Source organism: Hydrocarboniphaga sp. (assembly GCF_965279055.1).
Lineage (GTDB): Bacteria > Pseudomonadota > Gammaproteobacteria > Nevskiales > Nevskiaceae > Hydrocarboniphaga.
Genome location: NZ_OZ257125.1, coordinates 995508 through 1017955, shown reverse-complemented (window position 1 = coordinate 1017955; position 22448 = coordinate 995508). Strand labels below are relative to the sequence as shown.

Sequence of the window (22448 nt, the reverse complement as noted above, 5' to 3'; positions counted from 1 at the left end):
GACGAGAGAACAAGGCCAAATGAAAACGAACCAACATCACTTCGCCACCCGCACCATTCACGGCGGCCAGTCGCCGGATCCCTCCACCGGCGCGATCATGCCGCCGATTTACGCGACCTCGACTTACGTGCAGCAGAGCCCGGGCGTGCACCAGGGCTTTGAATATTCGCGGTCGCAGAATCCGACGCGCTTCGCCTACGAGCGCTGCATCGCCGACCTGGAAAGTGGCACGCGCGGCTATGCGTTCGCCTCGGGCCTGGCGGCGACGTCGACGATTCTCGATCTGTTCGAGCCGGGCGACCACGTGATCGCCAGCGACGACATGTATGGCGGCAGCTATCGGCTGTTTGCGCGCGTGCGCGCCAAATCGGCCGGGCTGGAGTTCAGCTACGTCGACATGCGCGACGCGACGAAGGTCGAGGCGGCGATACGGCCCAACACCCGGATGATCTGGGTCGAGACGCCGACCAACCCGATGCTGAAGCTGGCGGATCTCGCAGGGATCGCCGCGATCGCGAAAAAGCGCGGCATCCTCGCCGCGGCCGACAACACCTTCGCCAGCCCCTATCTGCAGCGCCCGCTGGAGCTGGGCTTTGGCCTGGTGATGCATTCCGCGACCAAGTATCTGAACGGCCATTCCGACATGGTCGGCGGCGTCGCCATCGTCGGTGAAGACAATGAGCTCGCCGAACGAATCGCGTTTCTGCAGAACGCGGTCGGCGCGATCGCCGGGCCTTTCGATGCCTTCCTGGCGCTGCGCGGCGTCAAGACGCTGGCGATCCGCATGCAGCGGCATTGCGAGAACGCGGCCGAACTGGCGGACTGGCTGCAACAGCATCCGAAAGTCGCGCGCGTGCACTACCCCGGCCTGACTTCGCACCCGCAGCACGAGCTGGCGCGGCGACAGATGCGCGGTGGCTACGGCGGCATGATTTCGATCGAACTCAAGGGCGGCATCGACGAGTCGCGGCGATTTCTCGAACGCTGCGAGCTGTTCGCGCTTGCCGAGTCTCTCGGTGGCGTCGAAAGCCTGATCGAGCATCCGGCGATCATGACCCACGCTTCGATTCCGCCCGAAACGCGCGCGCAGCTCGGCATCAGCGACACGCTGTGCCGGTTGTCCGTCGGTATCGAGGACGTCAACGATCTCAGGGCGGATCTGGATCGCGCCCTGAGCTGAAGCTGCAGCGCTTAGTGGTGCTCGCGCTGATCCTTCATGTCGATCATCGCACCGACGATTTCGCCCTTGGTCAGGTAGCCGTCCTTGTCGGCATCGAGCTGGTCGAAGTGCTCGGAGACGCGCGGCATGCCGGCTTTCGCTTCTTTCTTGCCGAGCTTGCCGTTGTGATCGGTGTCGGCGGCGTCGAAGCGCTCGTTGAGCTCCTGCATTGCCTGCTGGCCGCGCTCGCGGTCCTGTGCCACGGCCGCGCCGCTGGCCAGCACGCAACAGCCTGACATCGTCAGAATAATTAGATAACGCATGATGTTCTCCTCGCAGAGCGACCCGCATGGTGCGTATCGCGATGCCGCAGACTAGCGCGCGAAACTGAGCGCCGGATTGCTGTCCGAATGCAATGAGTAACATCGCGTGACCGGCGCTGTTCACATGACCCGCGAAGCCAGCGTCGGATGCTGCTCGATCGCGTCCTCGATGATTTCCAGCGAGTGCTGGCAATCTTCGCGGCTGGAAGCGCCGCCCAGACAGACGCGCACCGCTTCCGGCGCGCCGCCGCTGACGGTGAACGTGTCGGACACGACGACACCGACGCCATGCGAACGCAGATGCGCGGCGAACTCGATGCGATTCCAGGGCTGCGGCACGCTCAGCCACAAGTGAAAGGCCTCCGGATGGGCGACGTATTGCGCCTGTTTCAGCACGCGCCGCGCGATGTCCTGGCGATGGCGTGATTCCTCGCGGATCGCGCTGGTCGCCGCGACCACGGTGCCGTCGTCGATCCAGCGCGTCGCCAAGGTGATCATCGGCGGCGAGGCCATCACCGAGGTCGTGCGCAGCGTCGCCTGCACCCGCGCGGTGTAGCGCACGTTGGGCGTGCACAGATAGGCGATGCGCAGACCGGCGCCCAGGTGCTTGGCGAAGCCGGTGATGTAGAACGTCAGCTCCGGCGCCAGCGCGGCCAGTGGCGGCGGACTTTGCGCCGGCAGGAAGCCATAAGCGTCGTCCTCGATGATCGGCACCGCGTGGCGGCGCGCGATGTCGACGATCGCCTGGCGTCGCTGCAGCGACATCGTCGCGCAAGTCGGATTGAGCAGGGTCGGATTGCAGTACAGCGCTTTCGGCGGATCGGCCGCGCACAGCGCACCGAAGGCTTCCGGATCGATGCCCTGGTCGTCGATCGGCAGTCCGATCAGTTTGATGCCCAGATGCGTGGCGATGCCCTTGATGCCCGGATAGGTCACCGCCTCGCAGGCGATGGCGTCGCCGGCGCGCGCCAGGATCGTGAACAGCGCGAGCAGGGCGCCCTGCACGCCGGGGCAGACCAGCACGCGCTGCGTGACCAGCTCCGGCAAACGCGGCGCGAGCCAGCGCACGCCGGCCGCGCGGTCCTCGTGCGAGCCGCCGAATTCCTGATAGCGCAGCAAGTCGTAGGGATCGGCGCGCTGCAGGCTGGCGAGACCGTCGCGGAAGCGCTCGATCAGCGCGGCGTCGCGCGGCTCGGGCGGCATGTTCATCGTCATGTCGATCAGCGACGAGGCCTGCGGCCGCCTCACCGGATCGGCACGCACCTGCTCGCGCACCACGGTGCCGACGCCGGGCCGCGCCGCGAGCAGGCCGCGGCGCTGCGCCTCGGCATAGCCGCGCGCGGCGGTGGTGAAGTTCAGATCCAGCGCCGTTGCCAGCACACGCAAGGTCGGCAGCTTCTGGTTGGCGGTGAGCTGGCCGGACTGGATGTCGGCGGCGATCGCGTCGGCGATGGCCATATACGCCGGCCCCTCGCTGCGCTTCAGCGCCGCGGCCCAGCGGCTGGTGTGGTTGGACGACAAGGCTGGCTCCAATCAATCGATACAATAATGCGATCAATGCCGGCATTATGGATCAGATGATCGCCGCTTTGCACCAGGCTGAGGCGTTTTGTCCCAGGCTGGTGCGACGCTGGACCTGGATCTTCTCAGCGGGAACGGCCGGCAAAAATCCGATCAATGCGCGATCAATAAATAACCGGAAATAAGAATTCCCAAGCGATCCAATCATGTCTCCCATTGATCGCATTTTTCGACCGAAAGCGACGCAACAAGTGGCACATCGGTTGCGCTATTCCTGGCACCGGCACCGATCTCGGCGCCGCCACACCACTGCCCAGGAGACTCACATGCCCGCCGTCACCGCCCCCGCTCACAAGAAAGGCGACTTCTTCGTTGACTACGAGGAGAAGGTGTTCGAAGACGTCAAAGCCAAGCCGGGCGAGAAAGCCCTGATCACCTTCCACACGGTCGCGTTCGAAGGCTCGATCGGCCTGGTCAACATGCTTCAGGGCAAGCGCCTTATTCGTAAGGGCTTCGAAACCTCGATCCTGCTGTACGGCCCCGGCGTCACGCTCGGTATCCAGCGTGGCTTCCCGACGCTCGGCGACGAGGCCTTCCCCGGCCATCAGAACTTCACCAATCAGCTGACCGCGTTCATGGCCGAAGGCGGCAAGGTCTACGCCTGCCGCTTCGCGCTGCAGGCGCTGTACGGCCACGGCGAGCCTTCGCTGATTCCCGGCATCAAGGCGATCAGCCCGCTCGACGTGCTCGACTGCATCCTGCTGCATCGCAACGACAACGCTTTCATGATTCATACGTGGACGGTTTGAGGGACTCGCGATGAAACATGCCTTGGCTCGCGCGACGCCCCCTCTCCCCCGGCCCCTCTCCCGGAAGGGGAGAGGGGAGAAAAACGCCGACGCAAACCCTCTCCCCTTGCGGGAGAGGGTGGCGCGCAGCGCCGGGAGAGGGGTTGTCCGGTACGGACTCACGATATGACCATCATCCGCGCCGCCGCCGCACAGCTGTCGCCGGTACTCGGCAGCCGCGAAGGCACGATCGCGAAAGTGATAGCCGCGATCGCCGCTGCCGCAGCGCAGGGCGCGCAGCTGATCGTGTTCCCGGAAACGGTCGTGCCCTACTACCCGTACTTCTCGTTCATCACGCCGGCGGTGGCGATGGGCCCGGCGCATCTGGCGCTGTACGAGCAGGCGGTGACGGTGCCCAGCGCCGCTACCGACCTGGTCGGCGCTGCGGCCAAACAGCACGGCATCGTGGTCGTGCTCGGCGTCAACGAGCGCGATCACGGCACGCTCTACAACACGCAACTGGTGTTCGACGTCAGCGGCGACATCGTGCTGAAGCGCCGCAAGATCACGCCGACCTATCACGAGCGCATGGTCTGGGGTCAGGGCGACGGCAGCGGGCTCAAAGTGGTGGACACTGCGGTCGGCCGCATCGGCGCGCTCGCCTGCTGGGAACACTACAACCCGCTGGCGCGCTACGCACTGATGACGCAGCACGAGCAGATTCACTGCTCGCAGTTTCCGGGCTCGCTGGTCGGCCCGATTTTCGCCGAGCAGATGGAGCTGACGGTGCGTCATCACGCGCTGGAATCCGGCTGCTTCGGCATCAACGCGACCGGCTGGTTGAGCGACGAGCAGATCGCCACCATCACACCCGATCCGCAGCTGCAAAAGGCGATGCGCGGCGGCTGCTATACCGCGATCGTGTCGCCGGAAGGCAAGCATCTGTGCGAACCCTTGCGCGAAGGCGAAGGCATGGTCATCGCCGATCTGGACTTCGCGCTGATCACTAAGCGTAAACGCATGATGGATTCGGTCGGTCACTACGCACGACCGGAACTGCTGTCGCTGAATCTCGACTCACGCGCGGCAACGCCGCTGCATTCCACCGCTCCCGCTGCTGGAGAACTCCCCGATGAACGCACCGCTTCCGCTTTCGACGACGCAGCAGTTGCTGACCGATCTGCAATCGCACGGTCTGCGACTGGCTGAGCCGGATGCCGGCGCGCCCAGCCGTCGCGGCGGCGCGGGGCCGACCGATCACAAGGCGGTCAGCGTCGACGGCCGCACGATCATGGTGCCGGTGCATACCGGCAGCGCCGCGGACTCGCCGTTCGAAGCCGGCGCAATGGCCGCCGACGGCAGCGTACCGCTGAAGTTCAAGGGCTCCATCGTCGCCAAGATCGGCTTTCCGAAACAGCCGCGCTTCTACAAGCTGCAGACGCTCGACGGTGTACCGTATTCCAAGATCGCGCAATTGCATGGCAGCGACGTGCTGGCGACGACGGTGCTGCAGACCTGCATCCGCTACGGCCGTCGCTCGACTTCCTGCCAGTTCTGCGCAATCGGCGAATCGCTGGCCAACGGCCTGACGATCAACCGCAAGCTGCCCGAGCAGCTCGCCGAAGTCGCGCGCGCCGCGGTGCTGCTCGACGGCGTCAGGCACATGGTGATGACCACCGGCACGCCGAACTTCACCGACCGCGGCGCGGCGCTGCTGTGCGAAAGCGCGTTCGCGGTGAAGGCCGCGGTCGATCTGCCGATCCAGGCGCAATGCGAGCCGCCGGACGATCCGGTGTGGTTCTCCCGCCTGAAAGCGGCCGGCGTCGACAGCCTCGGCATGCACCTGGAAGCGATCACGCCGGAAGTGCGTGAACGCATCATGCCGGGCAAGGCCGACGTGTCGATCGAGCAATACATGCAGGCCTTCTCCGACGCGGTTGCGGTATTCGGCCGCGGTCAGGTCAGCACCTATATTCTGGCCGGCCTCGGCGACACGCGCGACGCGATCCTGCAGATGTGCGAGCAGCTCATCGCGCTCGGCGTGTACCCGTTCGTGGTGCCATTCGTGCCGGCCTCCGGCACGCCACTGGCGAACCATCCGGCGCCGGACTCGATGTTCATGCGCAGCCTGCTGCAGCCGCTGGGCCGCATGCTGGTCGACGGCGGTTTGAAGTCGGCGGATATCAAAGCGGGCTGCGGGCGTTGCGGCGCGTGTTCGAGTCTGGCGTCGTATGAGCGCTGAAAGCCCTCTCGTTACCTGTAGGAGCGGATCCTATCCGCGACTGACACTCGACGAGAACAGTCGCGGATAGGATCCGCTCCTACGTTTTCAAAAAAGGAACGACGATGACCATCGAACCCCGCCCTCCGTTGCCGCCGTTCACTGCCGAGACCGCGGCGAAAAAAGTTCAGGCCGCCGAAGACGCCTGGAATTCGCGCGATCCAGCGCGCGTCGCGCTCGCCTACACGCCCGATTCGGAGTGGCGCAATCGCTCGGAGTTTTTCTCGGGCCGCGACGCGATTCGTGAGTTCCTGACAAACAAATGGCAACGCGAACTCGACTATCGCCTGAAGAAAGAGCTCTGGGCGTTCACCGAAAACCGCATTGCGGTGCGCTTCGAATACGAATTTCACAATGCGCAGGGCGAATGGTTCCGCGCCTACGGCAACGAGAACTGGGAGTTCGACGCCAACGGCCTGATGCAGCGCCGTTTCGCCAGCATCAACGACATCGCGATCCTTGAGGCACAGCGCAAATTCCGCTGGGAGCGCGGCTAGCCATGCTGCCGTTCGCGCCAGCGGACTGCACGGCCTTCCCGTTCGTGCCCGGCGAATACCGGATCAAGCACCTGAGCGAGCGCTGGGAACATGCCGCCTGCCTGGCACTGCGCCGCCAGGTGTTCTGCCGCGAGCAACAGATTTTCGAAGACGACGACGCCGATGCGCGCGACGCGCACGCACTGCCGATCGCCGCGATCGCCTGCATCGCCGGCCTGCCGGAGCAACTGGTCGGCACGGTGCGTATCCATTGCGACGACGCCGAAGCGGCGCACTGGTCGGGCTCACGGCTCGCCGTGCATCCGGACTTTCGGCGCAGCGCCTGGCTGGGCTCGGAGCTGATCCGCCATGCGGTCAGCACCGCAACAGCGCGCGGCTGCCAGCGCTTTACCGCGCAGGTGCAGGCGCAGAATCGCGCGCTGTTCGAGCGCCTGCACTGGCGCGTGATCGAGGCGACGACGATTCGTCATCGCCCGCATTTTCTGATGGAAGCCGATCTGGGCCACTACGCGGCGCGCCAGGCCGACGAAATCGCTTGGTACACCTCGCGTCCGGGTGCAGCGCGAACGCAATGGCAGCGCGCCGCATGATCGACCTCGCCGCCCTGGTCACCGCGCTGCACGCCAACCGCGGGCTCGCGCACAAGGCCGACATCGCCGACGCGGTGCGCACGCTGGCGGTCGCCGATGCCGCTGCCGATGTGCCGGTCGGCGACGACTGCGCGGCGATTCCCGATGGCCGCGGCGGCTACCAGTTGCTGGCGATCGAAGGTTTCATCAACGAGTTCGTCACGCACGATCCCTGGTTCGCCGGCTGGTGCGGCGTGATGGTCAACGTCTCCGACATTTACGCGATGGGCGGCCGCCCGACCGCCGTGGTCGACGCCGCCTGGAGCCGCAGCCGCGACAAGATGCGCGTGTTGCTGGAAGGCCTTTCGGCCGCGTCGAAAACCTATGGCGTGCCGGTCGTCGGCGGCCACAGCAATGCACGCGGCGACCGCGAGCAGCTGTCGGTCGCGATCCTGGGCCATGCGAACCGGCTGCTGACCAGTTTCGATGCGCGGCCGGGCGACCTGCTGATCGCCGCGATCGATCTGCGCGGCGCCTACCGCGAACCCTACCCGCACTGGAACGCGAGCACCGCCGCGCCGCCGGAACGCTTGCGCGCTGATCTGGAGCTGTTGCCGCAGCTCGCCGAAGACGGCCTGTGCCGCGCAGCGAAAGACATCAGCCAGGCCGGGCTTATCGGCACGACGATGATGCTGCTGGAATGCTCGGGCATCGGCGCGACGATCGACGTCGAGCGCGCACCGAAACCCGCCGATATCGACCTGGCGCACTGGCTGCTGTCGACGTTCCCGAGCTTCGGCTTCGTGCTGGCGGTGGCGCCTGCGAACGTCGACGCGGTGCTGGCGCGCTTTCATACCCGCGGCCTCGGCTGCGCCGTGATCGGCGCATGCAACGACGGCCATCAACTGCATTTGCGCAACGAGCGCGGCGACGAACAGCTCGCCTGGGATTTCCGCGAACGCAGCCTGATCGGCTGCGGCCCGAAACTGACGACGGATGGGAAGCACCATGCCTGAAATGAACTTCCGCGTGCGCTGGCCCGACGACAGCACCAGCGTCTGCTACTCGCCCTCGAGCACGATACGCGATGCACTGAAGCTGCATCACGCTTATCCGCTGAGCGAGTTCGTCGCGGCCAGCCGTGCTGCGCTTGAACATGCGAGTGAGCGCGTCGCAGCGAAATACGGTTGGGGATGCGGGCATGCCTCGGCGCAGATTCGCGAGATCGAGACCACCGCACAGCGCTGGGCGAATGATCCGCAAGCGACCGTGACCGTCGTGGCTTTTGAATGAATACCAACCGCCCTCCGTTCGTGCCGAGTAGCGGACTTGTCCGCGTATCGAGGTACCGGATCGGACTCGCAGCGCGCTCCGCTCCCTCGATACGCCGCGTAGCGGCTACTCGGGACGAACGGAGTTGGTTTGCTCCCTCACTGAAAAGCATCAGCCCATGAACGGCCCCATGATCACTCCCCCGCAACATCTCCCCGTCGCCGTCATCGGCGGCGGCCAGGCCGGCCTGGCTATCAGCTGGTATCTGAAACAGCGCGGCATCGAACACCGCGTGTTCGAGCGTCACGGCGTCGCGCATGAATGGCGCAACGCGCGCTGGGACAGCTTCTGCCTGGTAACGCCGAACTGGCAGTGCCGCTTGCCGGGCTTCTCTTACGACAAGGAGTTCGGCGGCAAGGATCCGAAAGGCTTCATGCTCAAGGACGATATCGTGCGTTATCTGGAAGCCTACGTCGCCTCGTTCGATCCGCCGCTTTCGACCGGCGTCGACGTGCAGCGGGTACGCGCTGCGGACAATGGTGGCTTCGAGATCAAAACCTCCAAGGGCGATTATGTCGCTGACCAGGTCGTCGTCGCGATCGGCGGCTACCACCTGCCGACGATCCCGCGCAGCGCCGAGAAACTGCCGGCCGACATCCTGCAGCTGCATTCGTCGAACTACCGCCATCCGGCGCAGTTGCCGGACGGCGGCGTGCTCGTCGTCGGCACCGGACAGTCCGGCTGCCAGATCGCCGAAGACCTGCATCGCGAGGGCCGCGAGGTGCATCTGGCAGTGGGGACCGCGCCGCGCTCGCCGCGCGTGTATCGCGGCCGCGAAGTCACCGAGTGGCTGACCGAATCCGGCTACTACGGTATCGCCATCGCCGATCATCCGCAGAAGGAAACGGTGCGTGAAAAAACCAATCACTACCTGTCCGGACGCGACGGCGGCAAAGAGATCGACCTGCGCCAGTTCGCCCGCGAAGGCATGAAACTGTATGGACGCTTCAGCGATATCCGCGATGGCTGCGTCCGTTTCGAGCCGGACCTCCGGCGCAATCTCGACCGCGCCGATGACAGCTACCGATCGATCCGCGCGGCCGTCGACAGCCATATCGCCGCGCAGGGCATCGATGCGCCGGTCGAGCCGCCGTATCAGCCCTGCTGGCAGCCAGACGCGGAAATCGACATGCTCGATCTGCGCGCCGCCGGCATCGGCAGCGTGATCTGGTCGATCGGCTTTGCGGCCGATTACCGCTGGCTGGAGGCACCGGTGTTCGACGGCCGCGGCCAGGTCGTACACCAGCGCGGCGTGTCGCCGGTCGAGGGCCTGTATTTCCTCGGCCTGCCCTGGCAGAACACCTGGGGCTCGGGGCGATTCGCCGACGTGGGCTTCGATGCGGCGTTTCTGGCTGAGCGGATCACGGCGGCCAAAGTCGCCGTCTGATACCACAGCGGGCGGTCGGTTTTATCCGGGCCTTCGACGGTGCCGGTTCCGGTGCCGATGCATTCATCGCGACCACGGCGCCGGCGTATCGCCCGTGAGCTCGCGATCCAGAATCACTGCCGCGCTGATCAGCGCGAGATGGCTCAGCGCCTGCGGAAAATTACCCAGTTGTTCGCCTGAATCGCTGAATTCTTCGGCATACAGCCCGACATGATTGGCGCTGCCGAGCATGCGCTCGAACAGCATCCGCGCCTCGGTCAGCCGGCCGCTGCGCGCCAGGGCTTCGACGTACCAGAACGAGCAGGCGGTGAACGTGCCCTCCTTGCCGTGCAGACCGTCGCTGGGCACCTGCTCGACGCGATAGCGATAGACGAAAGGCTCTTCCACCAGGTCTTCGCCGATCGCCTTCAGCGTCGACAACCACTTCGGATCCCGCGGCGCGATGAAGCGCATCATCGGCATCAGCAGGGTCGAGCCGTCCACCACCTTCGAGCCGCGCGATTGCACGAAGCACTGGCGTTCCTCGTTCCAGAAGTTGGTCGTGATGTCGGCGTGAATCGCGTCGCGCACCTGGCGCCAGCGATCCAGTGGCGCCGGCAGCGAACGCTTCACCGCGAGCCGGAAGCCGCGATCGATGGCCACCCAGCACATCAGCCGCGAATGCAGAAAATGCTGTTTTCCGCCGCGAAATTCCCATATTCCTTCGTCGGCCTGCTGCCAGTGCTCGCAGACGTAGTCGACCAGGCCGCTGAGCTTGGCCCAGGCGTCCAGCGAGCTGGGCGCGCCGCGCTTGTTGGCGATATAGACCGCGTCCAGCAGCGTGCCGTAGATGTCGAGCTGGGTCTGGTCGAAGGCGGCGTTGCCGATCCGCACCGGCCTGGAGCCCTGGTGGCCGCTCCAGTGCGGCAGTTCTTCTTCGTGCAGGTCGGCGCGGCCGTCGATGCCGTACATGATCTGCAGCGAACCATCGCCGCGCATCTTCGTGCACAGCGCCTGCACCCAGTCGACGAACCCCGCGGCCTCCTCGATGTAGCCCAGTCGCATGAACGCATACACGGTGAAGCCGGCGTCGCGGATCCAGGTGTAGCGATAATCCCAGTTGCGCGTGCCGCCGATGACTTCGGGCAGGCCGAAGGTCGCCGCGGCGATCATCGAGCCGTGCTTCTGCGACATCAGCAGTTTCAAGGTCAGCGCCGAGCGCGTGACCATCTCGCGCCAGCGGCCGCGATATTCGGAACGCTCGGCCCATTGGCGCCAATAGCTGACCGTGGCATGCAGGCCGAGATCGTCCTGATCGAGCCGCTCGCCGTCGCCGTGTTCGCGGTCGGTTTCGAGGATCAGCCGGCGGTGCTCGCCAGCCTGCAGCTGCAGCTCACATTCGGCGGCGTCGTCACGGCGATACAGTTCGCCGTCGACCGTCAGCCGCAACGGCGGCGTCTGGTCTTCCGGAAAGAACCGGGCGATGCCGCGCTCGATTTCCAGCCGATGGCGCTTGCGTCCGTAGTCGAAGCGCGGCGCGCAGCGCAAACGGAAGCGGATACTGCCGCGCACGACACGCAGAATGCGCACGATGCGGTAGCCGGTGATCGTGCCGTCTTCCTGAAGCGGCATGAAGTCGACGATTTCGCCGACACCCTCGGCAGTAAAGAACCGCGTCGTCAGCACATTGGTGTCGGGCAGGTACATCTGCCTGACGCGTAGCGTCTCGGCCACCGGCGCAACGCTGAAGCAGCCGCCTTTCTCGGCATCGAGCAAGGATGCGAAAATCGTCGGCGAATCGAAATCAGGGTAGCAGTTGAAATCGATGGTGCCGTCGGTCGCGACCAGCGCAATGGTGGCGAGATTGCCGATCGCGGCGTGATCTTCGATACGGGCAGAGGTGGAAGGCATGGTCCTTACTGCAACTCAATTCACCCGTCGGACAGATGAACATGCGCATCGTCAAACCGTCGGCGTGGTCCCTCCATCGATGACATATTCGGTGCCCGTGATGGTCGGGGCACGATCCGATGCCAGAAACGCGATCAGCTCGGCGACCTCTTCGGGCCGGTTGGGCCGGCCGATCGGAATGCCGCCGAGCGATCTCATCAGGTTCTGCTGCGCGGCTTCGTAGCCGATGCCGTCGTTGCTGGCCAGACGCTCGACCATCGCCACCGCGGCCGCGGTTTCGATATCGCCGGGCGCGACCGTGTTGACCCGCACGCCGTGCGGACTCACCTCTTTCGACAGGCCCTTGCTGTAGGTGGTCAGCGCCGCCTTTGCGGCGGCGTATGCGAGCGTCGATTCGTACAGCGGCAGGCGCCGCTGGATCGACGACACGTGAACGATCACGCCGTGGCGCTGCTTCAGCATCGTCGGCAGCAAGGCCTTGTCGAGCCGCACCGCGGCCAGCAGGTTGGCATTGAGCGTCGCCAGCCAGTGATCGTCGATCAACGCCGCAAAGCCGCCGCCAGGCGTGCTCGAGTCCAGGCATTGATGAAAGAAATCTTGCAAACGCGCTGCAGCATTGTGACAGCCGGCAGCGAGCGTTCGGAACGAATTTTGTCGGCCCGCGTTTCCGATTGTCACCCTGCAAAGGCCAGACCCTGATCCGAGCGGACGCACCGGATAAGCCGCCGATGCGCGAGCCGCATACGAGTCACCCAGGGTTCACGACGCCGCCATAAACGGCAATTACCATCCGACAATCGACCATGCTGCGGCGGTTTCTAGGCCGCCATAATCTCGGGCCTATAACGATTTTGAAGATCGGGCTGTATCTCGTCGTGACACTGGTCGGGCTGGTTTTGCTCCGACGGCTGGCGCGACGACTGCGTCTTTCGATGGCCAAGCATCCATCCCTGCGCGGACACTCGAAGATGTCGCGTCGTGTCGCCCGCCTGCTGCGCTATTTCGAGTATGACGCGGAGCGCTACTTCAGCAGCGATCTGGCGCCGGCCGACGTCGCAGAACAGCGTCGCGGCGGCATGGAGCGCCTGCGCCAGCAGCTGGTGGAGCGTGCGCCGCTGACACTGGCCTTCGGCCAGTCGCTGGAGAGCGGCATTTCGGATGTGCAGTTCACCAGTGCGCATCGAGTCCCCTTCCCGTATCGCGAACGGCTTCCTCGGGAGCTGAAAATCGGCAGTGCGGTCACGCAGTCGAAACACACTCAGGTCTGCGACCTCGACGGAAACTGGCGCTATGACGTTTCCGGCTCGTACGGCGTCAACGTCTTCGGTTACGACTTCTATAAGGAATGCCTGAGCGAAGGCTACGCGGCGGCTGCCGAGTTGGGGCCGGTGCTCGGCCCCTATCATCCGGCGATTCGCGACAATGTGATCGCACTGAAAGCGATATCCGGCCTGGACGAAGTCTCGTTTCACATGTCGGGCACCGAGGCGGTGATGCAGGCGGTGCGCCTCGCCCGTTACCACACCGGCAGGACCCACCTGGTTCGGTTGTGCGGCGCCTACCACGGCTGGTGGGACGGCGTGCAGCCTGGCGTCGGCAATCAGCGCCGCGTCGACGACGTCTACACACTGGCCGACCTGAGCGCGCGCACCTTGAAGGTCCTGGAGACACGCAAGGACATCGCCTGCGTGCTGATCAACCCGCTTCAGGCGCTGCATCCCAACGCCGACGCACCCGGTGATGCCAGCCTGGTCAGCAGCGACCGCAGCACCGCATTCGATCGCAGCCGCTATACGCAATGGCTGGCGCAAATCCGCGATGTCTGCACGCGTCGCGGCATCGTGCTGATCTTCGACGAGGTATTCACCGGCTTTAGGCTGGCGTATCGCGGCGCCCAGGAATATTTCGCGATCCAGGCCGACATGGTCACCTACGGCAAGACCCTCGGCGGCGGTTTGCCGGTGGGCGTGCTGTGCGGCCGTGCCGCGCTGATGAAACGCTTCAAGGACGCGCAGCCGGCCAATCTGTCGTTTGCGCGCGGCACGTTCAACTCGCATCCGCACGTGATGACGAGCATGGCCGCGTTTCTTCGGCGCATCCGCGATCCGCAGGTCCAGCAGATCTACGCGCAGGCCGATGCGCAGTGGAATACGCGGGTACAGAGCCTCAACCGGAGCCTGGCCGACGCCGGCCTTCCGGTGCGGCTCGCCAACCTGCACAGCATCCTGACCATCCTGTATGTCGCGCCTTCACGCTACAACTGGATGCTGCAGTTCTACCTGCGCGCGGAAGGCCTGGAACTGAGCTGGATCGGCAGCGGCCGGATGATCATGAGCCTGAACTATACCGACGCCGATTTCGCCGAAGTCGCCAGCCGCTTTCAGCGTGCCGCGCAACAGATGCACAACGACGGCTGGTGGTGGAGCGCGCCGCATCTGAGCAACCAATGGATCAAGCGGCAGATGTTCAAGGACATGCTCGCCTACCGCTTCAAGTGGCTGGCACCGCGCACGCAGCACTCGCCGGCAGACGGCATCGTCGCCGCACTGAAACCGGGCCACTGATATGCCGGGCAGCAGCCTCGAGCACGCGAGCTTTCGAGACGACCTGAATTCGGAGTTCAGGCGCTACCTGATGCTGGAGGCGGCGCGCTTCGACCGCAGCGAGTGCCTGCGTATCGACTTCCATTGTCACGACCACAACAGCGACGTACCCGATGAGCTGTGGGGCCGCATCCTCGGCCTGCCCGAAACCTGGCTCAAGACCAGCAAGCTGGTCAAGACGCTGCAGCGCAATGGCAGCGACGTCATCACCATCACCAACCACAACAACGCGCGCTCCTGCTGGAAGCTGCTGGAAAAGGGCATCGACGTGCTGGTCGGCGCCGAGTTCACCTGCTACTTACCCGGGCACGACCTGTACCTGCACGTACTCACCTACGGCTTCACGCCCGAGCAGGAAACGGTACTGAACCGCAAGCGCAGCGATGTCTACGACTTCCTGCGTTACGCGGCCGAACACGACATTCCGGTGATCCAGCCGCATCCGCTGTATCTCTACACCCGGCAGCCCGGCATCAACCTGGAGATGTACGAGAAGCTGGCCTTGCTGTTCCAGCACTTTGAAGTGCTCAATGGCCAGCGCGATGCCTGGCAGAGCGTGCTGACATTGAACTGGGTACAGAGCCTGGACGAGGAAACGCTGCGGCGATACAGCCGCAAGCACGGCATCGATCCCGCTGAATTCGGCGTCTCGATCCAGCGCCCCAAGACGCTGACCGGCGGTTCCGACGATCACATGGGACTGTTTGCCGGGCAGAGCGGCTCCTCGCTGTGGATTCCCGATTTGCACCGGCGCCTGCGCGACACCGCCGCATCAAAGCTGGCGCTGGAGGCCTTGCGCGCGGGCCGCGTTGCGCCGTTCGGTGACGTCGGCGAAAACCAGAAACTCAATATCGCGCTGCTCGACTATTTCGCCCAGGTGGTGGCGCGGATAGAGGAGCCGGGCCTGCTGCGGATGATGCTGCATCGTGGGGAACTCAAGGACAAAGTCGCCTGTTTCGCCATAGCGAATCTGCTGCTGGAGATGAAGAAGAACAAGAAGACGCAGATGTTCGTCTCCTTCATCCACGATGCACTGCACGGCAAGAAACCCGACTGGCTGGTTCGCTGGAATGTGCCCAAGGACTACCGCTTCTGCGTCGCGCATCTGCAGGCGGTCGCCGAGAGCCGCGATACCGCGCCGGACCGGTTCGTCTCCGCCGTCAACGACGCCGGCGCCGGCCTGTTTCGCGATCTGAGCAAGCTGGTGATCAAGCGGCTGCGGGCATCGATCGCGGATTCGAAGGACAGCTTCGACGAACTGTCCACCGAATCCCTGATACGCAGTTTCGAGATACCGAGCCAGCTCAGCTCGCTGCTGTCGGGCGCAAAATCCGGCAAGAAGAAAAACGGCAAGATCAACTTTGCCAAGCTGCTCGACGATATCGCCTTCCCGGCGCTGATCGGGCTGGTCCTCGCCGGCACGCAGTTCGCCAGCACCCGGGCGCTGTATGAGAACCGCGAATTTCTCAATGGTTTCGCGCGGCAGCTGGGACGCAGCCGGCATCCGCAGCGGGCGCTCTATCTGACCGACACCTTGCGCGACAAGAACGGCGTATCGAACTCGCTGTCGGCCAAGCTCGCCGAAATCCAGCGCAAGGATCTGCCGATCGATTTCCTGATCTGCCATGCCGAGGTCGCGCCGGAGCCGCATCTGCACGTGGTCAGGCCGTTGACCGAATTTGCTTTCGAGAAATTGAGCGAGCAGCGGTTCCGCGTACCGAATGTGCTGGAGATAGCCGAGCTGTTCTACCGCGGCGGTTACGACCGCATCGTCTGTTCGACCGAAGGGCCGATGGTGCTGGTCGCGCTGTTGTTGAAGCACATGTTCAATGTACCGGCGCACTTCTTCATGCACACCGACTGGATGGACTTCGTGCGCCATACCACCGATTTGAGCCAGCACGAGCGGGATCGCATTCGCCGGCTGCTGCGCATGCTCTATCACCAGTTCGACGGCGTGTTCGTACTCAACAGCGATCATCGCCACTGGCTGACCGGTCACGACATGGGTCTGGCCGAAGAGGCGGTGCACCTGACCGCGCATCACACCGAGCCGGCGGCCTCGAACATCGTTCCGGTGCGGAAATCGGATCTGTTTGCCGGCGCCAGCGCGCAGACGCCGGTGATGTTCACCGCCTGCCGCATCAGCAAAGAGAAGGGCGTGCTGGAATTGCCGGAGATCTACTACCGGGCGCGCCACGCAATCCCCGATCTGAAACTGGTCATCGCCGGCTCCGGACCGGCTGAAACCAAGCTGCGCAAGGCGGTGCCGGAGGCGCTCTTCCTGGGTTGGGTCGATCGCCAGCGGATGGCCGAGCTGTATGCCGGCCTCGACCTGTTCGTGTTCCCGTCGCAGTTCGACACATTCGGCAACGTCATCCTCGAAGCCTTCTCGCAGGGCATGCCGGTGCTGGCCTACAACTGCAAAGGGCCTAAGGACATCATTCAGAACGGCCGGAACGGTTATCTCGTCGACGATATCGACGGCATGTCGGCGCGCATCGTCGAGCATTTCGACAGGCCCGATCGTCATGCCACGATGCGCCGCGAAGCACAAAGGCGGGTCGCCGACTACCAGGCCGAGCCGATCATGCGCCGCTTCCTCGAAGATCTGGGCCTGGCAACGCCGTCGCCCGGAACGGCACTGCGTCCCACCGCGGTCGCGGCCTGAAAAAATGCGCAACGGCATGGCCACCGCACTCCATATGCTGAGCCAGCATGAACAGCTCAATTTCCTGCTGACCAATCGCATTCCACGCCGTCAGCTGACGCGCTTCATGGGCTGGTACAGCCGCATCGAAAGCCGGCGGTTGACGCGCGCGTCGCTGCGCCTGTGGCGCCTGTTCGCTGCCGACCTCAACCTGGACGAAGCCGAGCACCGCGACTTTCTCAGCCTGCACGACTGCTTCACGCGGCGACTGAAACCCGGCGCCCGCACGATCGACGCCCGTGCAAACGTCGTTGTCAGCCCCTGTGATGCCATCGTCGGTGAATGCGGAACGATCCAGGGCACCCGCGTTTTCCAGGCCAAGGGCTTTCCCTACGAAATCGGCGAGCTGATTCCCGACGCCGGCTTGCAGCAGCGGTACCGCGACGGCTGCTACGTCACGCTGCGCCTGAAATCCAGCATGTATCACCGCTTTCACGCGCCGGTGGATTGCAGCGTCGATCAGATCACCTACATTTCGGGCGACACCTGGAACGTCAATCCGGTCGCGCTCAAGCGCATCGAAAAACTGTACTGCCGCAACGAGCGCGCCGTGGTTGCGTTGACCCAGCCCGTGGCATCCGGATCCATCTGCCTGGTGCCGGTGGCGGCGGTGCTGGTAGCGAGCATGAAGTTCCACTGCCTGCCGGATGATCTCAACCTGCAATACCGCGGCCCGAATCGCATCGCCTGCTCGGCGCGGTACAAAAAAGGCGAGGAAATGGGCTATTTCCAGCACGGCTCGACCATCATCGTCTTCGCCACATCGAACTATCGGCTCGCCGAAGGCCTGGGCCAAGGCCAGGCCATCCGCATGGGCCAGGCCCTGTTGACCGATACCGCGACAACCTCGGACTGACCCCGCTTTTGCAAACACCCCGGAGCACGCCATGACCTTTCTCGAAGAGTTGCACCAACAGCGCTGGGACGACCATCGCTACTACCATCACAGCCGCATCAACCAGGCGCTGCACCTGCTCAGCGCCTGCTGTTTTCTGGCGAGCTATGCACTGCTGTTCGTCAACCCGGTGCTGGCGGTGATGGTGGGCTGGCTGCTGGCGATGATCCTGCGCCAGATCGGCCACTTCTTCTTCGAGCCCAAGACCTACGACACCGTCAATCACGCCAGCCATGAGTACAAGGAGAGCGTGAAAGTCGGCTACAACCTGCGGCGCAAGGTCGTGCTGCTGAGTATCTGGGTGGTGGTGCCGGTGCTGCTCTACGCCGAACCCTCGCTGTTCGGCTTCTTCGACGCCCGCGACGTGGCGCGTGGGCTGGTCTACAACACCTCGGTGCTGTGGCTGATCGTCGGCGTCGGTGCCGTGGTGTTCCGCACCGTGCAGCTGTTCTTCATCAAGGGCGTGCAATCGGGCCTGGTCTGGGCCACCAAGATCGTCACCGACCCGTTCCACGACATCAAGATCTACCATCGTGCGCCGTATTTCATCGCCAAGGGCGCGATGTACGACGACATGAGCGAGTGGTATGCCGAGCGCCCGGTCTAGTTGAAGCCCGGTCGGGTTGAAGTCTGCTTGAATCGGACGGCGCTGCGGCCGATTGCTTCCGGGCTATCGGCCGCCGGCGCGGTCAAGGAGTTCGCCGCTTGCGGTGGTAAAAATGCCCTGCCGTGACGTTTGTCAACGATCAGTCACAGGATCACCTTAACTTGCCCCGCTGAATGACCCGCCGGCTACCCGACGGGTCGCACTGGGGATACCTGCGATGAACAACCGGATCAGGCTGGCGACAGCCGGCGCACTGCTGCCCGTGACGCTGCTGGCGACGGCCTACGCCGCCGATGCGCCGCCCGCCTGCGAGGCCTACACCGGCCCGGCACTGGACACGCTGCAGGCCTACGAGGGCATCACCCACGAGCACTCCTCGTACTCGGACGGCGATCCGCATACGCGGCCGGACGACTACTACCGCCTCGCCGCCGAGCGCGGCTACGACTTCGCCGCCGGCTCCGAACATTCCGACAGCCTCGACGCCGGCAACTTCATCAGCCTGCATGCGAGCTGCGATCCCACCAGCGGCAAGTTCGATCCGACTCAGCTCGAATACTGTTTCCTCAATCCGAGCGCCGACAAGCTGTTCAAATGGACCGCAACCCAGCAACAGGCGCAGGCGCGCAGCTCGCCGACGTTTCTGGCGATCCGCGGCTTCGAGTGGACTTCGGACGTATTCGGCCACATCAACGTGTACTTCTCGCAGAACTTCAGCAACGCCAAGACCGACCTCGGCTACGCGCTGACCCTGAAAACCTTCTGGGACTGGTTCGCGCGGCCGCCGTATCAGATCGGCCTCGCCGGCAGCGCCTCGTCGCCGGTACCGTTCGGCGGCGGTGGCGATGGCCTGGCCGTGTTCAACCATCCGCACGACAAATGCCTGACCAAGAACGACCCCACCGGTCTGCTGGCCAAGCAGTGCGACTGGAATGACTACGAGCTGATCCCGGCCGCAGCGGAACGCATGGTCGGCATCGAGGCCTACAACGACGGCAATCGCGACGATCGCTATCTGCCCTACATCGCGCGCGCGCTGGACAAGGGCTGGCGCCTGGGCTTCTTCGGCTCCGAAGACGAGCACTTCGGCCTCTACGCCGACGAGTCCAAGCCCAAGACCGTGACCCTGGCGGCGGCGTTGTCCGAAGCCGGCTTTCGCGAAGCCTGGCTGGCGCGCCGCAATTACGCGCTGTCGCCGGGCCAGCATCTGCGCGCGAAGTTCAGTGCGGAAGGCCATCCGATGGGATCCGAGCTGCAATGCCAGACCGGCCGCCGCGTCGCGATGCAGGTGAACGTGCGCGACCGCAACGGCCGGCCCTTCAGCGGATCGCTGCGTCTTTACACCGACGGCGGCGAAGAGCTGTCGCGCCTGGCCAGCGCCAACGGCCGCTTCAATGTCGAGGTCAAGGCCGGACGGCACTGGTACTTCGTGCGCGTGGACGACGCCAGCGGCCGGTCCGCCGCGTATCTGGCGCCGGTGTGGATCGATGGCTCGGTGCAGCCGCGCAACGGCAGCTGGCTCTCCGGCGACATGCACGTGCACACCGACCACTCCGCCGACGGCTCGCTGCTGCGCCAGTTGTTCGACGACCGCGCACCCGGCAACGTCTCGGTCGCCGACCAGATCGGCGAGGCGCAGCGCAACGGTCTGCAATGGCTGCCGCTGACCGATCACCGCACCTACGACCAGCACTACGATCCGCAATGGGAATCCAGCAAGCTGCTGCTGATTCCGGGCGAAGAAGCCAATGGCTCGCCGCATGTGACGATCCACGGCGCGGTCGACATGATCGACCAGGCCGATGCACCGGCCGGCTCGCCGGAATTTCGTTCGATCCAGCAATCGCTGTGGAGCGCGCACGCGCAGGGCGCGGTGTTCGCGGTCGCGCATCCCGATGACGGCGAACTCGACAGCAGCGGCCTGCCGAACAATCGCGCCAATCTGGTCGGCATGGACTCGATGGAAGTCTGGAATCGTGGCAGCGACATCGAGGCGGAGATCGACTACGCCGAGAACCGCTGGAACCGCGGCTTCCGTTTCGGCATCAACGGCGCTAGCGACGACCACTTCCGCGAGCTGTGGGGCCTGACCTCGCCCGGCACGCCGCGCACGCAGATTTTCGCCGAGCGCTATTCCGAACGCGGCGTGCTGCAGGGCATCGCCGCCGCGCACGACATGCTGAGACTGCGCGCCACCGATCCGCAGATCACGCTGGAAGCCGACTTTCAGAACGACGGTGTATTCGAAGCGCTGCAGGGCGACGAGATCTTCACCGCGCCGGGCACGACCGCGCGTCTGCGCCTGCACGTCAGCAATGCGCTGACGGCGCTCGGCAGCCGTCTCGAGCTGTATCAGGCACCCGGGCGCAGCGTCGGGCCGCTGCAGAGCTGGATCATCGACGCACCCGACAAGACCGTTACCATCGATATCACGACGCCATTCGACGCGACCTGGTACCGCGCTGAAATCCGCGGTCTCGGCGAGCCTGCCGCGATCGATACCAATCTGCTGAAGTCGCTCGATCTGCAGGCGATCCTGAAAAGCCGTCTGCTGAAGTTGCAGGACCAACGCCGTGCGATCACCTCGCCGATCTTCGTATCGGCCGCGCCCGTCGAGGCGCAAGGCGAGCAAGCGGTGCCGGCCGATAACGGCGGCAACGACGGCGCGGCGGTGGTCATTGGAAATCGTGGCCAGTGGGCCGGGTTCCCTGCCGTCGCCGAGTCGAAGAGCGGCGTCCATGTCGTGGCAGAGCAGCACGGTGCCGGCACGACACAGGTGACCTATGTCCATCGCCTGCCGTCCGGTGCGTCGACCATTCCGGTGCTGCTGTCGGGCGACAGTCCGGCGGCACGATTCCCGAAAGTGGCGGCTGTGGGCTCGAACGTCTGGGTGGTCTGGGAGGACGAGCGCGCCGGCCAGATTCCGCGGCGCAAGGCCATTTATTTGCGGCACAGCAGAGACGGCGGCGCCAGTTGGGAGCCCGAGACCGCACTGCGGGTCGTGCCCGGCCGCGCCGAACATCCGGTCATCGCCGCGACGCCCGCGGGCGAAGTGATCGTGGCCTGGGCGGAGATTCGCGCCGGCAGCGCCTTCGACATCTACGCCCAGGTGCTGGGCGCTGATGCCGAGCCGGTCAACGTATCGGGTACCGGCAAGGACGTGTCGGCCGCGCGGCTACTCGACAGCCGCAGTGCACGCTACCCGGCGTCGGTTTGGCCGTCGCTGGCGGCCGCGCCGAACGGCGAGGTCGCGCTCGCCTGGCAGGACAATCGCGGCGATCGCGATCCCTTGTTCACCGGCGCCACGGCCTATGGCGAAGGCAGCGCACCGGACGACTGGCAGATCTTGCTGTCCGTACGCAGCCGCCGCGGTTGGAGCATGGCGAACAGCCTGGGAGCCGCCGATCGAGCCGATCGCCATCCGACTGTCGCGTATGACGCCGACGGAACGCTCGCGGTGGCCTGGGACAGCAAGCCGCTCGTGGCAGCCGGCCCCAGCCTGTCGGTTTATGTGGCCCAATCTGCCGACGGCGGCGCGACATTCACAGCGCCGGTGTTGATCGGCGTCAACGCCGCAGCCTTTTCGCAGCGTCCGGCACTGGCACGCCGGACGGACGGTCGGCTCAAGCTCGCCTGGTTCGACAACAGCTCGGCGGACTGGCGTTGGCGCATCGCCTATTCCGTGCTGAAGAAACGGCAATGGTCCGCACCAAACTTGTTGCGCGGCCGCGGTAACAACACCTGGCCGGCCCTGGATGGCGACAGCCTGGTGTTCGCGAGCAGCCGCAACGCGCAGCGTCTGCAGCGGGATGCCACGCAGCAGATCGTGCTGCGCCGGGATTAGGGAGCCTTGTAACCTGAAAGCTGACGCCAAGGGATATGCTGC

The 22448-nt window shown here is 64.8% G+C and carries 17 protein-coding genes and 1 pseudogene; 14 read left to right on the top strand and 4 right to left on the bottom strand.

All coding sequences use genetic code 11. The features are described 5' to 3' along the window. Positions 1 to 19: 19 nt before the first annotated feature. Entirely contained in the window at positions 20 to 1180 is a 1161-nt protein-coding gene (locus tag ACQZF9_RS04700; RefSeq protein ID WP_428312104.1) for a cystathionine gamma-synthase, read from the top strand. An 11-nt stretch (positions 1181 to 1191) separates the two neighbouring features. Here ACQZF9_RS04700 and ACQZF9_RS04695 read toward each other — a convergent pair whose 3' ends face one another. Continuing rightward, a complete protein-coding gene (locus tag ACQZF9_RS04695; protein WP_428312103.1) occupies positions 1192 to 1482 on the bottom strand; it encodes an EF-hand domain-containing protein in 291 nt (96 codons plus the stop codon). 120 nt (positions 1483 to 1602) lie between these two features. After that, the gene (locus ACQZF9_RS04690; protein WP_428312102.1) at positions 1603 to 3003 is read right to left on the bottom strand and encodes a PLP-dependent aminotransferase family protein; all 1401 of its coding nucleotides are present in this window, start codon (positions 3001 to 3003) and stop codon (positions 1603 to 1605) included. A gap of 326 nt (positions 3004 to 3329) precedes the next feature. Between ACQZF9_RS04690 and ACQZF9_RS04685 the strand changes: the two genes are divergently transcribed. The 8 genes from ACQZF9_RS04685 to ACQZF9_RS04650 all read left to right on the top strand — a co-directional run bounded on the left by ACQZF9_RS04685 (position 3330) and on the right by ACQZF9_RS04650 (position 9857). Continuing rightward, a complete protein-coding gene (locus ACQZF9_RS04685) occupies positions 3330 to 3812 on the top strand; it encodes an MSMEG_0572/Sll0783 family nitrogen starvation response protein (protein ID WP_428312101.1) in 483 nt (160 codons plus the stop codon). A 165-nt stretch (positions 3813 to 3977) separates the two neighbouring features. Then, positions 3978 to 5000 (top strand): Nit6803 family nitrilase, encoded by a 1023-nt coding sequence (locus ACQZF9_RS04680; protein ID WP_428312100.1) that lies wholly within the window; start codon positions 3978 to 3980, stop codon positions 4998 to 5000. Further along, on the top strand, positions 4963 to 6033 hold the full coding sequence (locus tag ACQZF9_RS04675; RefSeq protein WP_428313365.1) for an MSMEG_0568 family radical SAM protein: 1071 nt from the start codon (positions 4963 to 4965) through the stop codon (positions 6031 to 6033). The genes ACQZF9_RS04680 and ACQZF9_RS04675 overlap by 38 nt, the downstream gene beginning before the upstream one ends. Positions 6034 to 6143: 110 nt before the next feature. Beyond that, positions 6144 to 6569: a DUF1348 family protein gene (locus tag ACQZF9_RS04670; protein ID WP_428313364.1), complete on the top strand. Its 426-nt coding sequence runs from the start codon at positions 6144 to 6146 to the stop codon at positions 6567 to 6569. A 2-nt stretch (positions 6570 to 6571) separates the two neighbouring features. Beyond that, a complete protein-coding gene (locus ACQZF9_RS04665) occupies positions 6572 to 7159 on the top strand; it encodes an MSMEG_0567/Sll0786 family nitrogen starvation N-acetyltransferase (protein ID WP_428312099.1) in 588 nt (195 codons plus the stop codon). Continuing rightward, positions 7156 to 8154 (top strand): sll0787 family AIR synthase-like protein, encoded by a 999-nt coding sequence (locus tag ACQZF9_RS04660; RefSeq protein ID WP_428312098.1) that lies wholly within the window; start codon positions 7156 to 7158, stop codon positions 8152 to 8154. Before ACQZF9_RS04665 ends, ACQZF9_RS04660 begins: the two co-directional genes overlap by 4 nt. Next, on the top strand, positions 8147 to 8431 hold the full coding sequence (locus ACQZF9_RS04655; protein WP_428312097.1) for an MSMEG_0570 family nitrogen starvation response protein: 285 nt from the start codon (positions 8147 to 8149) through the stop codon (positions 8429 to 8431). The genes ACQZF9_RS04660 and ACQZF9_RS04655 overlap by 8 nt, the downstream gene beginning before the upstream one ends. 169 nt (positions 8432 to 8600) lie before the next feature. Next, the gene (locus tag ACQZF9_RS04650; RefSeq protein WP_428312096.1) at positions 8601 to 9857 is read left to right on the top strand and encodes an MSMEG_0569 family flavin-dependent oxidoreductase; all 1257 of its coding nucleotides are present in this window, start codon (positions 8601 to 8603) and stop codon (positions 9855 to 9857) included. Positions 9858 to 9920: 63 nt separating this feature from the next. Here ACQZF9_RS04650 and ACQZF9_RS04645 read toward each other — a convergent pair whose 3' ends face one another. Both ACQZF9_RS04645 and ACQZF9_RS04640 read right to left on the bottom strand, forming a co-directional pair. Next, entirely contained in the window at positions 9921 to 11747 is a 1827-nt protein-coding gene (locus tag ACQZF9_RS04645) for a glycoside hydrolase family 15 protein (protein WP_428312095.1), read from the bottom strand. A 51-nt stretch (positions 11748 to 11798) separates the two neighbouring features. After that, a pseudogene (locus tag ACQZF9_RS04640) lies at positions 11799 to 12380 on the bottom strand (oxidoreductase); the annotation flags it as partial. Between the two features lie 335 nt (positions 12381 to 12715). Here ACQZF9_RS04640 and ACQZF9_RS04635 point away from each other — a divergent pair. The 5 genes from ACQZF9_RS04635 (at position 12716) to ACQZF9_RS04615 (ending at position 22406) form a co-directional block, all read left to right on the top strand. Then, on the top strand, positions 12716 to 14311 hold the full coding sequence (locus tag ACQZF9_RS04635; protein WP_428312094.1) for an aminotransferase class III-fold pyridoxal phosphate-dependent enzyme: 1596 nt from the start codon (positions 12716 to 12718) through the stop codon (positions 14309 to 14311). A 1-nt stretch (position 14312) separates the two neighbouring features. Further along, positions 14313 to 17021 carry a glycosyltransferase gene (locus ACQZF9_RS04630; protein ID WP_428312093.1) on the top strand — a complete coding sequence of 903 codons (2709 nt, stop codon included), beginning with the start codon at positions 14313 to 14315 and terminating at the stop codon, positions 17019 to 17021. Between the two features lie 16 nt (positions 17022 to 17037). Beyond that, positions 17038 to 17916, top strand: coding sequence for an archaetidylserine decarboxylase (gene asd, locus ACQZF9_RS04625; RefSeq protein WP_428312092.1), 879 nt, complete (start codon positions 17038 to 17040; stop codon positions 17914 to 17916). Between the two features lie 31 nt (positions 17917 to 17947). After that, positions 17948 to 18562, top strand: a complete 615-nt coding sequence (locus ACQZF9_RS04620; protein WP_428312091.1) for a hypothetical protein — start codon at positions 17948 to 17950, stop codon at positions 18560 to 18562. A gap of 217 nt (positions 18563 to 18779) precedes the next feature. Continuing rightward, positions 18780 to 22406, top strand: a complete 3627-nt coding sequence (locus ACQZF9_RS04615; RefSeq protein ID WP_428312090.1) for a CehA/McbA family metallohydrolase — start codon at positions 18780 to 18782, stop codon at positions 22404 to 22406. Positions 22407 to 22448 lie beyond the last annotated feature (42 nt).

Bases quoted from the DNA above. Each gene is read 5' to 3' on its own strand.
- ACQZF9_RS04700 (WP_428312104.1), top strand. From the start codon at position 20: ATGAAAACGAACCAACATCACTTCGCCACCCGCACCATTCACGGCGGC.
- ACQZF9_RS04695 (WP_428312103.1), bottom strand. From the start codon at position 1,482: ATGCGTTATCTAATTATTCTGACGATGTCAGGCTGTTGCGTGCTGGCC.
- ACQZF9_RS04685 (WP_428312101.1), top strand. From the start codon at position 3,330: ATGCCCGCCGTCACCGCCCCCGCTCACAAGAAAGGCGACTTCTTCGTT.
- ACQZF9_RS04680 (WP_428312100.1), top strand. From the start codon at position 3,978: ATGACCATCATCCGCGCCGCCGCCGCACAGCTGTCGCCGGTACTCGGC.
- ACQZF9_RS04665 (WP_428312099.1), top strand. From the start codon at position 6,572: ATGCTGCCGTTCGCGCCAGCGGACTGCACGGCCTTCCCGTTCGTGCCC.
- ACQZF9_RS04660 (WP_428312098.1), top strand. From the start codon at position 7,156: ATGATCGACCTCGCCGCCCTGGTCACCGCGCTGCACGCCAACCGCGGG.
- ACQZF9_RS04655 (WP_428312097.1), top strand. From the start codon at position 8,147: ATGCCTGAAATGAACTTCCGCGTGCGCTGGCCCGACGACAGCACCAGC.
- ACQZF9_RS04650 (WP_428312096.1), top strand. From the start codon at position 8,601: ATGATCACTCCCCCGCAACATCTCCCCGTCGCCGTCATCGGCGGCGGC.
- ACQZF9_RS04645 (WP_428312095.1), bottom strand. From the start codon at position 11,747: ATGCCTTCCACCTCTGCCCGTATCGAAGATCACGCCGCGATCGGCAAT.
- ACQZF9_RS04635 (WP_428312094.1), top strand. From the start codon at position 12,716: ATGTCGCGTCGTGTCGCCCGCCTGCTGCGCTATTTCGAGTATGACGCG.
- ACQZF9_RS04630 (WP_428312093.1), top strand. From the start codon at position 14,313: ATGCCGGGCAGCAGCCTCGAGCACGCGAGCTTTCGAGACGACCTGAAT.
- asd (WP_428312092.1), top strand. From the start codon at position 17,038: ATGGCCACCGCACTCCATATGCTGAGCCAGCATGAACAGCTCAATTTC.
- ACQZF9_RS04620 (WP_428312091.1), top strand. From the start codon at position 17,948: ATGACCTTTCTCGAAGAGTTGCACCAACAGCGCTGGGACGACCATCGC.
- ACQZF9_RS04615 (WP_428312090.1), top strand. From the start codon at position 18,780: ATGAACAACCGGATCAGGCTGGCGACAGCCGGCGCACTGCTGCCCGTG.